Annotated in this window: 12 protein-coding genes and 2 tRNA genes; 11 read left to right on the top strand and 3 right to left on the bottom strand. The window is 65.0% G+C overall.

Translation table 11 applies throughout. From position 1 onward, the window contains the following. Positions 1-63: 63 nt before the first annotated feature. From ABIA70_RS00855 to ABIA70_RS00845, 3 genes are all read left to right on the top strand, one after another. Positions 64-1083, top strand: coding sequence for a hypothetical protein (locus tag ABIA70_RS00855; RefSeq protein ID WP_354145741.1), 1020 nt, complete (start codon positions 64-66; stop codon positions 1081-1083). A gap of 66 nt (positions 1084-1149) precedes the next feature. Beyond that, positions 1150-1644 carry a ribose-5-phosphate isomerase gene (locus ABIA70_RS00850; protein WP_354145740.1) on the top strand — a complete coding sequence of 165 codons (495 nt, stop codon included), beginning with the start codon at positions 1150-1152 and terminating at the stop codon, positions 1642-1644. Continuing rightward, complete coding sequence (locus tag ABIA70_RS00845) at positions 1644-2543, top strand: Fpg/Nei family DNA glycosylase (protein ID WP_354145739.1); 900 nt, start codon at positions 1644-1646, stop codon at positions 2541-2543. The genes ABIA70_RS00850 and ABIA70_RS00845 overlap by 1 nt, the downstream gene beginning before the upstream one ends. Positions 2544-2610: 67 nt before the next feature. On the opposite strand, the gene ABIA70_RS00840 is transcribed toward ABIA70_RS00845, so the two are convergent. Continuing rightward, positions 2611-2684: transfer RNA gene (locus tag ABIA70_RS00840), tRNA-Gly, on the bottom strand. Positions 2685-2830: 146 nt separating this feature from the next. On the opposite strand from ABIA70_RS00840, the gene ABIA70_RS00835 reads away from it, so the two are divergent. From ABIA70_RS00835 to ABIA70_RS00810, 6 genes are all read left to right on the top strand, one after another. Then, positions 2831-2905: transfer RNA gene (locus ABIA70_RS00835), tRNA-Pro, on the top strand. An 81-nt stretch (positions 2906-2986) separates the two neighbouring features. Next, positions 2987-4387, top strand: coding sequence for a trigger factor (gene tig / locus ABIA70_RS00830; RefSeq protein ID WP_354145738.1), 1401 nt, complete (start codon positions 2987-2989; stop codon positions 4385-4387). Between the two features lie 229 nt (positions 4388-4616). Further along, a complete protein-coding gene (locus tag ABIA70_RS00825) occupies positions 4617-5240 on the top strand; it encodes an ATP-dependent Clp protease proteolytic subunit (RefSeq protein ID WP_354146560.1) in 624 nt (207 codons plus the stop codon). A 38-nt stretch (positions 5241-5278) separates the two neighbouring features. Beyond that, positions 5279-5938: an ATP-dependent Clp protease proteolytic subunit gene (locus ABIA70_RS00820; protein ID WP_190988153.1), complete on the top strand. Its 660-nt coding sequence runs from the start codon at positions 5279-5281 to the stop codon at positions 5936-5938. 179 nt (positions 5939-6117) lie between these two features. After that, a complete protein-coding gene (gene clpX / locus ABIA70_RS00815; RefSeq protein ID WP_354145737.1) occupies positions 6118-7398 on the top strand; it encodes an ATP-dependent Clp protease ATP-binding subunit ClpX in 1281 nt (426 codons plus the stop codon). Positions 7399-7443: 45 nt separating this feature from the next. Then, positions 7444-8058: a mycothiol-dependent nitroreductase Rv2466c family protein gene (locus ABIA70_RS00810; protein ID WP_354145736.1), complete on the top strand. Its 615-nt coding sequence runs from the start codon at positions 7444-7446 to the stop codon at positions 8056-8058. 337 nt (positions 8059-8395) lie between these two features. On the opposite strand, the gene valS is transcribed toward ABIA70_RS00810, so the two are convergent. After that, a complete protein-coding gene (gene valS / locus ABIA70_RS00805) occupies positions 8396-11014 on the bottom strand; it encodes a valine--tRNA ligase (protein WP_354145735.1) in 2619 nt (872 codons plus the stop codon). A gap of 82 nt (positions 11015-11096) precedes the next feature. On the opposite strand from valS, the gene ABIA70_RS00800 reads away from it, so the two are divergent. Next, positions 11097-11870, top strand: a complete 774-nt coding sequence (locus ABIA70_RS00800) for an SDR family oxidoreductase (RefSeq protein ID WP_354145734.1) — start codon at positions 11097-11099, stop codon at positions 11868-11870. A gap of 117 nt (positions 11871-11987) precedes the next feature. Beyond that, complete coding sequence (locus tag ABIA70_RS00795; RefSeq protein WP_354145733.1) at positions 11988-13058, top strand: glycerophosphodiester phosphodiesterase; 1071 nt, start codon at positions 11988-11990, stop codon at positions 13056-13058. A gap of 66 nt (positions 13059-13124) precedes the next feature. On the opposite strand, the gene ABIA70_RS00790 is transcribed toward ABIA70_RS00795, so the two are convergent. Further along, a complete protein-coding gene (locus ABIA70_RS00790) occupies positions 13125-14162 on the bottom strand; it encodes an endonuclease/exonuclease/phosphatase family protein (protein WP_354145732.1) in 1038 nt (345 codons plus the stop codon). Between the last annotated feature and the right edge of the window lie 42 nt (positions 14163-14204).

The raw sequence follows: 14204 nt of genomic DNA, 5'->3' as shown, positions 1-14204 counted from the left end.
GTGGCCAGCACCGGCACAGTGAAGTCATTCTGTCACGGCGCCCGCCGGGAGTAGCGTTAATGCATGGGAAAGTTCCGGGATTCTGTCGATGCCAGTGCACTGCGCTTCGCGGTGGGCTTTCCCGTGATGCTGGCGGCCGCTTTTGTTTTTTGCGCTTTTTTGCTCCGGCCCGATCTTCCGGAGCCCATGGCGATCGGCTGGACGGCCGACGGCGGCTCCTCCTTTGCTCCCTTTGGCGCCTACGCCGGCGGCGGAGGGCTGATCATCGTCGCCGCCGGGTGGCTGGTCCTGTCCCAGGCGGTGCCATTGTCGCGTCCCGCCGTGATGCGGCGGATCATGATGGGGACGGGGCTGTTCCTGAGCCTGTTTGTCACCTCCGTCCTGGCCGCGGGTCTCGTGGGCCAGACCGGCCTGGCCGATGCGCGGGAGTCGCACGTTGACCTGACGGTGCTGGCGCTCGGCAGCGGAGCCGCCGTGTCGCTCGGGGTCATCATGGGTTTCGTCTTCAAAGCCGACAGGCAGTGGTCGCCCGAGGACGACCGGGCCCTGGAACTGGCCCTCGCCCGCGAGTTCGATCCGGATCTGGCTGGAGACACCATCCGGCTGTGGGTGCACGCACGCAGCTCGGTTTTCGTCATGATCGCCGTGGGGACCCTGTTCCCTGCCGCGCTGATCACGGTGGCGCTGCCATGGCTCGGCGCCCTGGTGGCAGTCCTCGCTGTGGTGGCAGCTGCCTTCCTCTGCGCCCGGGTAAAGGCCGACCGCCACGGCCTGCGTGTCCTGGTGGCGGGCGTGCTGCCCGTCATGGACGTGCCGGCGTCTGCCATCTCCGCCGCCAGTGCGGCGGACGTCCGCGCAGCCGACTACGGCGGGTGGGGCTACCGGAACCACAGCGGCACCGCCGCGATGCTGGTCAGCAGCGGGCCCGCCGTCGTCGTGCGCAAAACGGACGGCCACAGCGTAGCGGTCAGCGGCGGAAGCCCGGCGACGGCGGAGCGGCTTGCCGAAGTCCTCACCCGCGTCGCGGCAAGGGCGCGCCGGGGCGGCGCTGCCAGTCCTGCCGGCGGGGCCCCGGAGTCCTAGCATCCGCCAGTCCTAGTATCCTTGTCCGTGTCGATCCGACCCTTGGCCTAACGAACGGATACTGCTGTGACTTCTTCCCCTGCCTTCCCGCGGGTGCACATCGCCACCGACCACGCCGGCATGGAACTCAGCGCCCACCTGGTCAGCCACCTCACGGCAAAGGGCTACGAGGTTGTGGACCACGGCCCCAAAGAGTACGACGCCCAGGACGACTACCCCTCCTTCTGCATCAACGCTGCGCTCGCCGTGGTGGCCGACCAGCAGGCCGGGATCAACGCACTCGGGATCGTGCTCGGCGGCTCCGGCAACGGCGAGCAGATCGCCGCCAACAAGGTCAAGGGCGTGCGCGCCGCCCTCGCCTGGAACCTCTCGACGGCCACGCTGGCACGCGAGCACAACGACGCCAACGTGGTGGCAGTGGGCGGCCGCCAGCACACCGTGGGGGAAGCAACCGAACTCATCGAAGCTTTCCTGGCCGAGCCTTTCAGCAACGATGAGCGCCACGTCCGCCGGATCAGCAAGATCGCGGCCTACGAAGCCACCGGCGAGGTCGTCGAGTAGTGCCCGAAGGGCATTCGGTCCGCCGCCTGGCGCACCAGTTCGGCGACGTCTTCACCGGCGAGGCACTCTCCGTGAGCAGTCCGCAGGGCAGGTTCGCCGCGGGGGCAGCCCTGCTTGACGGCCACACGCTGACCGATTCCCGCGCCCACGGCAAGCACCTCTTCCTGCACTTTGACCATGCGATGGTGCTTCACGTCCACCTGGGTCTGTATGGTGCGTGGGATTTTGGCGGCGATGCCACGTTCCGGGGTGCCTCCAGCATCGGTGCGCCGCGCAAAGTGGGGGAGCAGGAGCTGTTTGACGACGACGGCGACGACGGCGACTACCAGGGTCCTCCCGAGCCGCGCGGCGCTGTCCGCGTCCGGCTGGTCAGCGCGCACGGGTGGGCGGACCTGCGCGGTGCCACCACGTGCGCTGTGATCACCGAGGCCGAGGCGCTGGCAGTCCTTGCCCGTCTGGGTCCGGATCCGCTCCGGAACCTGCCAGGGGACAGGTCCCGGTTCGCCGCAGGACTGCAGGCCCGCAAGACGCCGGTCGCGGCGCTGCTGATGGACCAGAAGGTGATTGCCGGCGTCGGAAATGTCTACCGGGCCGAAGTGCTGTTCCGCCAGCAGCTCGATCCCTGGCTGCCGGGCAACGCCCTCTCCCGCGGCGCCGCCGAACTCCTGTGGGACGACACGGCGGCAGTGATGGCCGACGGCGTCCGCGACGGGCGGATCATCACCACGCCGGCGGTTTACTGGGACGCCGGCGCCCTGCTTCCCGCGGGGGAACACGCCCACTATGTGTACAAGCGGGAGGGGCTGCCGTGCCGGGTGTGCGCCGGGCCGGTGGCTGTCACCGGGTTAGTCGGCCGCAAGCTGTACTGGTGCCCCGGCTGCCAGCAGGACGCGCAGTAGTTCCCGTCCCTGGAAAGCAAAAAAAGCAGGACCCCCCACCTTTTGGTGAGGGGTCCTGCTTCGCATCTGGAGGGGACGACGGGAATCGAACCCGCGTAATCAGTTTGGAAGACTGAGGCTTTACCATTAAGCTACGTCCCCGTAAGTACAGCTTTGCCAACGCTTAAGTTTAGCGGCCGGACTTCCGGGCTGGCTCTTCAAGCCGGATACAACTAAACCTAATTCATGCCCCACGTGTCAAATGTGCAATCGCCGCCCAAATCACCGTAGACTTGCCTGTGCACTTACGGGGTGTAGCTCAGCTTGGCTAGAGCACCTGCTTTGGGAGCAGGAAGTCGCAGGTTCAAATCCTGTCACCCCGACTCTGCGGCCCGGGCCGACGGCCTGGACAGAACACATGCTTTTGCAGAAACCCATCCCACAAACCCAGGAGTACTTAGACCGTGAAGAGCGCTGTCGAGAACCTCACCCCCACGCGGGTCAAGCTCAATGTTGAGGTCCCCTTTGAGGAATTGAAGCCCAGCATCGACGAGGCATACAAGACTGTTGCTTCGCAGATCCAGGTCCCTGGCTTCCGTAAGGGCAAGGTCCCTTCCAAGCTGATCGACCAGCGCGTTGGCCGCGGCTACGTGCTCGAGACTGCCATCAACGAAGGCCTCAACGGCTGGTACCAGGCTGCGGTGCAGGAATCAGGCATCCGTCCCCTGAGCCGCCCCGAGGTTGAGATCACCGAAGTTCCGGACCCCACCTCCACCGACGGCGAACTGAAGTTCCACGCCGAGGTTGATGTCCGCCCCGAGATCGAACTGCCTGACTACGCCGGCATCAAGGTCGAGGTTGCCGCCGCAGAGTCCTCCGACGAGGACGTCGACAAGGCCCTGGACGAACTCCGCGGCCGCTTTGGCACGCTGAAGTCCGTGGACCGCCCGGCTGCCGATGGCGACTTCCTGACCATCGACATCAACGCCACCATCGACGGCGCGGACGTTGACTCCGCCTCGGGCCTGTCCTACCAGGTAGGCGCCGGAACCATGCTTGAGGGCCTGGACGAGGCCGTCACCGGCCTGAGCGTTGACGAAGACGCCATCTTCGAGACCACCCTGGTGGGCGGCGACCACGCCGGCGAATCCGCCCAGGTGAAGGTGGTTGTCAAGGCTGTCAAGGAACGCGAACTCCCCGAGGCCAACGACGACTTCGCCCAGCTGGCCTCCGAGTTCGACACCCTTGCCGAACTCCGTGAGGACCTGGCCAAGCAGGCTGCCGACTCCAAGGTCGTCGAGCAGGGCGTAGAAGCCCGCGACAAGGTCCTGGACAAGCTCGTTGAGCTCGTCGAGGTTCCGGTTCCGGACTCGGTCGTTGAAGAGCAGCTCGAAGCCCACTTCAAAGAGGGCAGCGGCCACGGCGAGGGTGAGCACGACACCGAGGAACACCGCGAAGAGGTCAAGGCCAACACCGCCCGCGCCTTCCAGAACGAAATCATCCTCGACGCCATTGCCGAAAAGGAAGAAGTCAACGTCAGCCAGAACGAGCTGATCGACTACATCGTCACCACCGCCAGCCAGTACGGCATGGACCCGAACCAGTTCGCCCAGATCATCGATCAGAGCGGCCAGGTCCCCATGATGGTCTCCGAGGTACGCCGCCGCAAGGCACTGGCTGTTGTCCTCGGCCAGGCTACTGTGACCGACACCGACGGCAAGGCCGTTGACCTCAGCGACTTCGTCCGCCCAGGCGGCGAAGAAGAAGCTGCGGCCGTCGAAGCCGAAGCGCCCGAGGCCGACGCTTCCGAAGGCACCGGGACCGAAGCGGCTCCGAACGATGATCCGGCAGCCGTAAAGTTCTAGCACGCCCCGTGTGACAGCAGCCCCTGGACCAGCCGGTCCGGGGGCTGCCTGCTTTAACCGACGCTCCTTAGCGATCGTGCGCCGTCAGCGAACAGCGCGATTCCGGCGAACAATTAGGCCATCAAAACGGTTAGTGTCCAAGTAGTGAAGTTCAGTGATGTCGTTCAGTAACGTCACCGTCACCAGCGAGAGGTAAGTACACATGTCACAGCACGCAGAGGCTCCCCGGATGGCGACGGTCGATCCCGCAGCCCAGGACAACTACATCTACAACCGCCTCCTCAAGGAGCGGATCATCTGGCTCGGTTCCGAGGTGCGTGACGACAACGCCAACGCCATCTGCTCCCAGCTGCTGCTCCTGTCCGCCGAGAACCCGGAAAAGGACATCTACCTCTACATCAACTCTCCGGGCGGTTCCGTGACGGCGGGCATGGCCATCTATGACACCATGCAGTTCATCCCGAACGACGTCGTCACCGTCGCCACCGGGCTGGCCGCATCCATGGGGCAGTTCCTGCTGTCCTCCGGGACCAAAGGCAAGCGCTACGCCACCCCGAACGCCCGCGTCCTGATGCACCAGCCCTCCGGCGGAATCGGCGGCACGGCTTCGGACATCAAGATCCAGGCCGAGCTGATCCTCCACATGAAGAAGGTCATGGCTGAACTGACTGCAGACCAGACCGGCCAGAGCGTGGAGACCATCCTCAAGGACAATGACCGCGACAAGTGGTTCACTGCCAAGGAGGCCCTCGACTACGGCTTCTTCGACAAGATCGCGGCCCACGCCGGTTCCGTGTCCGGCGGCGGCGGAACCGCCAACGGCACCTCCGGCGAGCCGGCATCCGAGAAGTAACCCCGGCACTTTCGAACTCTCAGATCAGGAGCAACACAATGACCTACAACTTCGGATCGACTGCCGGTAACCTTCCGACCAGCCGCTACGTCCTTCCCCAGTTCGAAGAGCGCACGCCCTACGGCTTCAAGCGCCAGGACCCTTACACCAAACTGTTCGAGGACCGCATCATCTTCCTCGGCGTGCAGATCGACGACGCCTCCGCCGATGACGTCATGGCCCAGCTGCTGGTGCTCGAGTCCACCGACCCGGACCGCGACATCACGCTGTACATCAACTCCCCGGGCGGCTCCTTCACCGCCATGACCGCGATCTACGACACCATGACGTACATCCGCCCGGAGATCCAGACCGTCTGCCTTGGCCAGGCCGCCAGCGCCGCCGCCGTCATCCTTGCAGCCGGCACCCCCGGCAAGCGGCTTGCCCTTCCCAACGCCCGTGTCCTGATCCACCAGCCGGCCCTCTCGGGCGGCCAGGGCGGGCAGGCCTCGGACCTTGAGATCCAGGCTGCGGAAGTTATGCGGATGCGTTCATGGCTTGAAGACACGCTGGCCCACCACTCGGGCCGCACCCCGGAGCAGGTCAACAACGACATTGAGCGTGACAAGATCCTGACTGCCGCCGAGGCCCTGGATTACGGCCTGATCGACCAGGTCCTTGATTCGCGCAAGATGAAGCCCCAGGCCATTACCCGGTAGTAACGTTTTTCCAGGCCGGTGCGGTCCAGTTTATTTGGGCGGCACCGGCCTTCGCTTTCCACCCTTGAGGCCGAATGTGACCTAGAGTGGAAGGTGTCACGGCCATCCCTCCCAGGGCCGCCGGGTTTCCAGCAACGGTGCACAGCTGCCTGGCAGCAAGATACTAAAGGGGTTCACATATGGCTCGGATTGGCGAGAGCACGGATCTGCTGAAGTGTTCTTTCTGCGGAAAGAGCCAGAAGCAGGTGCGGAAGCTCATTGCCGGGCCCGGTGTCTACATCTGCGATGAATGCATTGAGCTCTGCAACGAGATCATTGAAGAAGAACTCGCCGAAGTCGCCGACCTGGGCAGTTTCGAACTTCCCAAGCCCCGCGAAATCTTTGACTTCCTGCAGGAATACGTCATCGGCCAGGAGCCTGCAAAGCGTTCCCTCGCCGTCGCCGTCTATAACCACTACAAGCGGATCCAGGCAGGCCACGCACCCAAGAGCGGCAGCCTCGCTGACGGCGGCCACCACGACGACGTCGAGATCGCCAAGTCGAACATCCTCCTGATCGGCCCCACAGGCTGCGGCAAGACATACCTCGCCCAGACCCTGGCGCGCCGGCTGAACGTCCCCTTCGCTGTTGCTGATGCCACCGCCCTCACGGAAGCCGGCTACGTGGGCGAGGACGTCGAGAACATCCTCCTCAAGCTCATCCAGGCCGCGGACTACGACGTCAAGAAGGCCGAACAGGGCATCATCTACATCGACGAAATCGACAAGATTTCGCGCAAGAGCGAGAACCCCTCCATCACCCGCGACGTTTCCGGTGAAGGCGTGCAGCAGGCGCTCCTGAAGATCCTGGAGGGAACCGTGGCCTCCGTGCCGCCGCAGGGCGGACGTAAGCACCCGCACCAGGAATTCATCCAGATCGACACCACCAACGTGCTGTTCATCGTGGCCGGGGCCTTTGCCGGGCTGGAAGAGATCATCGGTTCACGTTCGGGGCGCAAAGGCATCGGTTTCGGTGCACCGCTCAACGATGCCAGCAACAAGGTGGATTCCTACGGGGAGGTCATGCCCGAGGACCTCCTGAAGTTCGGCCTGATCCCTGAGTTTATCGGCCGGCTCCCCGTGATCACCACGGTCTCCAGCCTGGACCGCGACGCCCTTATCCAGATCCTGTCCACCCCGAAGAACGCGCTGGTCAAGCAGTACCAGAAGATGTTCCAGATCGACGGGGTGGAACTTGTTTTCGACGACGGAGCGCTCGACGCCATTGCCGACCAGGCCCTGGAACGGGGAACCGGCGCCCGGGGCCTGCGCGCCATCATGGAGGAAGTGCTGCTTCCGGTCATGTTCGACCTCCCCAGCCGCGAGGATGTGGCCAGCGTCGTCATCACCGAGGACGTCGTCCTGAACAAGGCCGAGCCCACCCTTGTTCCGCACGTGACCAAGCGGCGCAAGTCCGCCTGACGCACCCGCATTTTCGACACCGAAAGAATCCAGAGGAAATCACGCATGCCTGAAAACACCACCAACCAAGCTGACTTCTGGTTCGATCCGCTGTGCCCGTTCGCCTGGATTACTTCACGCTGGATCGGTGAGGTGCAGGGCGTCCGAGACATCGACACCGTCTGGCACGTGATGAGCCTGGCTGTCCTGAACGAGGGCCGGGACCTGGAGCCCGGGTACCGTGAAGCCATGGACAAAGCCTGGGGGCCGGTGCGGGTCATCATTGCGGCCAAGGAGCAGCACGGTGACGAGGTCATCAAGCCGCTGTATGACGCCATGGGCACCCAGATCCACATCGGCGGTGAGAAGGACTTCGGCATCGTCATCAGCAAGGCCCTCGCGGAGTGCGGTCTTCCCGCCGGACTCGCGGAGGCTGCCGCCACCGACGACTGGGACAGCCAGTTGAAGGCCAGCCACGAGGAGGGCATCTCACTGGTTGGCCAGGACGTCGGCACCCCGGTTGTTGCCTTCAACGGCACAGCCTTCTTCGGGCCCGTGCTGACCCGCATCCCGCGGGGCGAGCAGGCCGGACAACTGTGGGACGCCACGGTGGCACTGGCCTCCTACCCGCATTTCTTCGAGATCAAGCGCAGCCGCACGGAACGCCCCGAGTTCAACTGATCTGCACGGATAGGCCCCGGAAGAACTACTCTGATGTAGTTCTTCCGGGGCTCTTGCGCTTCCCTGCCCGCGGGACCAAAATAGTTCTTACCCACTTCGAAAGAAGCGGGACGCAGGAACCGAAGATTCAGTGATATGTATCCGACGCAGCCATCGGCAAAGCCGGATACAAGCTACCAGTGACGAGGTAGGAAGACCTGAAATTCTTAGGATTTTGCCAGACCATCAAAGACGTCACCAGATGGCCGAAAAGTCGAAGCCCCACCAACGGCAAAACGCTGATGGGGCTTCCCCTTTGCCCAAAAACAGGCTGCGCGTGAAGCACGCGCCGATCCGGTCAGGCCTGAGCAGGCTCCTCCGGAGCTGCCAGGACAACATCGCTGACGCTCAGTTCGCCCTCGCCGGCAACCAGGGTCAGTTCCCGCGCGTTCGAGGCCGCCTTGAGGTCGCCCAGTCCGGCCTTCAGCTGTGTTGTCAGTGACTCGGATGCCGTGATCGTGGCGGACAGGACCTCGGTGCGCTGCTTGACCTTGGCCTCGGACTTCGCTTTCCGGACCCCGCTCAGGGCGGAGCCAACGGTCGCGAGGAGCGTGGTGTCGCCGTCGACCTCCAAGGCGGCGGGCCACTCGGCACGGTGGACGGACCCGTTTCGCCACCACCCCCAGACCTCTTCGGTGGCGAAGGGCAGGAACGGGGCGAACAGCCGCAGCAGGGTGTCCAGGCTGGTCGCAAGGGCGGCGAGTACGGATGCCTGCTCAGCTTCGCCGGCAGCGCCGTAGGCGCGGTCCTTGATGAGCTCCACGTAGTCGTCCGTGAACTGCCAGAAGAAGCTCTCGGTGATCTGCAGGGCACGGGCGTAGTCGTAGTTGTCGAACGCCTTGGTGGACTGGCGCACCACATCTGCCAGCTGCGCAAGCACAGCGCGGTCCAGGGGATTGGCCAGGACGGAGAGGTCGCCGGACACCACTGAGTTCTCTGTCGCACCCAGGTTCAGGACGAACTTGGAGGCGTTCAGCAGCTTGATGGCCAGGCGGCGGCCGATCTTCATCTGGGCAATCTCGTACGCTGTGTCCGCGCCGAGCTTGGCCGAGGTGGCCCAGTAGCGGACGGCATCCGAGCCGAACTCGTCGAGCACATCGGTGGGAACCACCACGTTGCCCTTGGACTTGGACATCTTCTTCCGGTCCGGGTCCAGGATCCAGCCCGAGATGGCCGCGTGCTTCCACGGCGCCTTGTCCTGGAGGGCATCGGCCTGGACCACTGAGGAGAACAGCCAGGTGCGGATGATGTCGTGACCCTGGGGCCGCAGGTCAAACGGGAACACCTTGGCGAAGAGGTCCTCGTCCCGGCTCCAGCCGCCCACGATCTGGGGCGTCAGGGAGGACGTGGCCCAGGTGTCCAGGATGTCGGCGTCGCCGGCGAACCCGCCGGGGACATCGCGCTGCGACTCCTCGTAGCCCGGCGCGGCATCCGCGGCGGGGTCCACCGGCAGCTGCTCGTCCAGCGGCACGATCGGGGCGTCGTACTGCGGGTTGCCGTCGGCGTCCAGCGGGTACCAAACCGGGATGGGGACACCGAAGAAACGCTGGCGGGAAACGAGCCAGTCGCCGTTCAGGCCGGAGATCCAGTTCTCGTAGCGGGACCGCATGAAGGCGGGGTGGAAGTCGATCTCGTGGCCGCGCGCGATCAGGCGTTCGCGGCGTTCTTCGTCGCGGCCGCCGTTGCGGTAGTACCACTGGCGGGAGGTGACCACTTCGAGGGGCTTGTCGCCCTTTTCGTAGAAGTTCACCGGGTGCATGATCTTCTTCGGTTCGCCCTCGATCAGGTCCTCGGCAGCCAGGAGCTCCACCACGGCTTCCTTGGCGCTGAAGACCGTCTTGCCGGCGATTGCCTCGAAGGCAGCACGGCCGGCATCGGTGGTGATCCACTCGGGGGTGTCGCCGATGATCCGTCCGTCGCGGCCTACGATCGCGCGGGTGGGCAGCTGGAGTTCGCGCCACCAGGTGACGTCGGTGAGGTCGCCGAAGGTGCAGACCATGGCGATGCCGGAGCCCTTGTCGGCCTTGGCCAGCGGGTGGGCCCTGACCTCAACCTCAACGCCGAAGACCGGGGAGGTGACCTTCTTGCCGAAGAGCGGCTGGTAGCGCTCGTCGTCGGGGTTGGCCACCAGGGCGGCGCAGGCTGCGAGCAGTTCCGGGCGGGTGGTCTCGATGTAGATCTTTTCGCCGTCTTCTGTGAAGAACGGGTACCGGTAGTAGGCGCCCGCAACCTCGCGGTCCTCGAGTTCAGCCTGGGCCACGGCGGTACGGAAGGTGACATCCCACAGGGTGGGGGCTTCGGCCATGTAGGCGTCGCCGGCTGCCAGGTTGGCCAGGAAGGCCCGCTGGGAGACTTCCCGCGACGCGTCATCGATGGTCCGGTAGGTCAGCTGCCAGTCCACGGATAGGCCGAGCTGCTGGAACAGGCTTTCGAAGACTTTCTCATCCTCCACAGCCAGTTCTTCACACAGCTCGATGAAGTTGCGGCGCGAGACGACATCGAAATCGCGCTGGTTCTTGGCAGGCTCGGCGGGGGGACGGTAGCCGGCGTTGTAGGGAATGGCCGGGTCGCATCGCACGCCGTAGTAGTTCTGGACGCGGCGCTCCGTGGGCAGGCCGTTGTCATCCCAGCCCATCGGATAGAAGACGTTCTTGCCGATCATGCGCTGGTACCGGGCCAGCACGTCAGTGTGCGTGAAGGAGAACATGTGGCCCACATGCAGCGAGCCTGACGCAGTGGGCGGGGGAGTGTCGATCGAGTAGACCTGCTCCCGGGTGGTGTCCGGGTTGAACTTGTAGGTCCCTTCGGCCAGCCAGCGCTGCGTGAGGGCAGCTTCGAGCCCCTCAAGGGCGGGCTTGTCCGGAACGTTGATAGGGGCGGTGGAGGGCGTGTCTGTACCCTGAGTGTCTTCAGCCATTTGCCAATTGTTTCATGGCCGGCACTTCATCCGGCGACATCGGGCGGGGCAGCGGTCCGGCCGGTCCCGTTAGGGTGGTTCCATGACTGAAGATTCACGCAAGGCAACAGCACAAAAGGCAGCAGTAGTAACCGGGGCAAGCACCGGCATCGGCGAGGCAACTGTCCGCGCGCTGACGGCCGAAGGCTGGACGGTCTTCGCCGTCGCCCGGCGCGCCGAACGGCTGGCAGCGCTGGAAGCGGAAACCGGCGCCGTCGGCATTCCCGCGGACATTACAGAGGACGACGACGTCACCCGGCTTCTCGCCCGCGTCACCGCCGCCGGCGGCGTGGACACGCTCATTAACATCGCCGGCGGGGCCCGGGGCGCTGACCAGTTGGGCGACGCCAACACCGAGGACTGGGAATGGATGTACCAGGTCAACGTCCTGGGCACCATGAAAATCACCCGTGCCTTCCTGCCCATGCTTCGCGCCACCGGTGAGGGCACAGTGCTGAACCTGACGTCCACCGCCGGACTGGCAGCCTACGAAGGCGGCGCAGGCTACAACGCGGCCAAGTTCGCCCAGCACGCCATGACCGGGGCGCTCCGGCTTGAGGAAGCTGAGAACAACCTCCGCGTCATCGAGGTGGCCCCCGGGCTGGTCCACACCGAGGAGTTCGCCCTCAACCGGCTCGGCGACCAGCAGGCGGCCGCGAAGGTCTACCAGGGCGTGGAGAAACCCCTGACGGCCCAGGACGTGGCCGACGTCGTGCGGTACGCCGTGAGTGTCCCGCACCACGTCAACCTGGACCAGATCGTGATGCGGCCGGTGGCGCAGGCCGCCAACCACAAGCTGATCCGCAAGCAGGCCTGACGGCACCGGACGTTCAACCGGGGTTAAGGCGGATGTCGGGCAGCGGTGGCCGGCTGTTGGCCGGCGCCCACGACGGTGGCACATGCACCTGCACACCACCAGAGTGGAGAACACCACATGCACACCCCGACGAAGCTAGGCGCTGCCGTACTGAGCGCAGCGCTGCTGCTCGCCATCCCCTCCCACGCCATGGCTGCGGACACCAACCCCCAGGGCGGAGACAACCATTTCGACCTCCAGGCCCACCGGGGCGGAATAGGGCTCACGGTTGAGTCCACCCTGCCGGCCTTCGCCAAGGCCCTGGAAACCGGCGTCACCACCCTTGAACTTGATCTCCAGATCACCAGGGACGGGCGCGAAGTCATCACGCACGACCGCAGGATCAGCGACAAGAAGTGCGCCGACACCGCCCCGGTCACGCCGGGGGACACGCTGTTCCCGTACGTTGGCAAGTACATCAAGGACCTCACGTTCGACCAGGTCCGGAGCCTCGACTGCGGAACGCGCACGCTACCGCAGTTCCCTGGCCAGCAGGCCGCGCCCGGCGAGAAAATGCCCACCCTGGCAGAGCTGTTTGCCCTCGTGGATTCGTACCGCGCCAGCCAGGTGAAATTCAACATCGAAACCAAGGTCGAGGCCGGGGCGCCGGAGCAGACTGCACCGCGTGAGCAGTTCGTGGACGTCGCGCTGCGGGAGATCAACGCCGCGAACATGCAGCACCGCGTGTCCATCCAGAGCTTTGACTGGGGTTCGCTGCGCCTCGTGCAGCAGCGTGACCCGCAGATCCGCACTGTGGCGCTGACCAACAAGGACTTCCTGCAGGCCGGCCAGCCGGGCAGCTCGCCGTGGCTCGGTGGCATTGACTCCGACGATTTCGGCGGTGACCTCGTCAACGCGGCGCACCACCTCGGTTTCGACGCAATCTCGCCGGTGCACGGCACCCCGCAGAACGGCACCGTCCTGGACGCCAATTACGTTCCGTACGTCACCGCGGACATGGTGGAGCGCGCCCACGCGGCCGGAATGCAGGTCATCCCCTGGACCGTGGACGACAAGCCCACCATGAGGTCCCTGATCGCCACCGGCGTTGACGGAATCATCACCGACTATCCTGACCGTCTCCGCGAGGTCATGGATGAGTCCGGCATGAAGCTTCCGCAGAGCTTCCAGGCAGTTCCCGGGCACTGATCCCGCAACGGGTTCAATCAACGGATTGGATGAAGGGCGGGGCGCCTTGGGCGTCCCGCCCTTCTGTCATAGCCGGACCTGGGCCGCTGCCGGAAGGCTCAGCGTGGCCATCACGGCGGCGTGATCCGTTCCGGAGACCCGATGGACTTTGTAGTCCCTGCTGTCCAGCCCGCGGCTTGTGACCAGATGATCGATGGTGACGCCGGGGAGGGGTGGCCCTTCCATGGGCCATGTGGGCACCAGCCGCGATCCTGAGGCCGCTCCGATATCCACCAGGGCAGCGGCGTCTCCGTCCCGTCCTTGACCCCGGGCCAGGAGTGCCCTGAATTCGGCGTGGTCGTAGGTTGCGTTGAAGTCGCCGGTGAGAAGCCTCGCGCCGGGCCGGTCCGCTACCCTGCCCACGGCTGCCAGGTCGCTTCGCCACTGGGCCACACGGTCTTCCACGGGCGGAAAAACGTGAACGCTTGTTACTTCCAGCACGGCGGCCGCCCCGTTCGCTGCCGCCGTCAGCCGCACGGTAGGGATCTTAAAAGGCGTGTCGGGAACATTGCCAACCAGCTCCATCGGATAACGCGAATACAGTGCGGTGCCTGCTGCGCCCTTGGATGGCTGGCTGATCCGCTGCGGCAGCAACGCGTCCAGGCCTGCGGCCGAAAGCCGGTCCTGGAGCCCCTGCGTGAATTCCTGCATCGCGAGCAGCGACACGTCGTTGTCGCGGACCAGGGCCACGATCTGGCCGGCGTCGGCTTGGCCCAACTCTGAATTGAGGTTCATGACGGTCAGCGGCACCGTAGTGCCGGTGGCCGCAACTGCAGGGCGGCCGGCGTCGAGGGGGAAAAGCCAGAACGCCTGGCACACCAGAAGGACAACTGCCACGCCCTGCTGCCACCGGCTGCGTCCCAGAAGGGCCAGGAGCAGCGCTGCTGCGGCGGGCACGGCGAGCCACGGGGTGAAGGACACCAGTTGCACCACCAGCACGGGCCACTGCGCCGGAATTGCCCGGCAGACGGACAAGGCCACCACCGGTACGCTGGCCAGGAGCCACAGCCACCTGAACAACGCAGCACCTCGCGTTTTTGCGGACCCGCGGCCGGAAACTGTCATGGCCTTGAGTCTATTCATTGCAGGCTGTTTTGGAGCCTTGTC

This window comes from Arthrobacter sp. 754 (assembly GCF_040548695.1).
In the GTDB taxonomy this organism is placed as follows: Bacteria; Actinomycetota; Actinomycetes; order Actinomycetales; family Micrococcaceae; genus Arthrobacter.
This window is presented reverse-complemented; position numbering and strand designations above follow the sequence as displayed.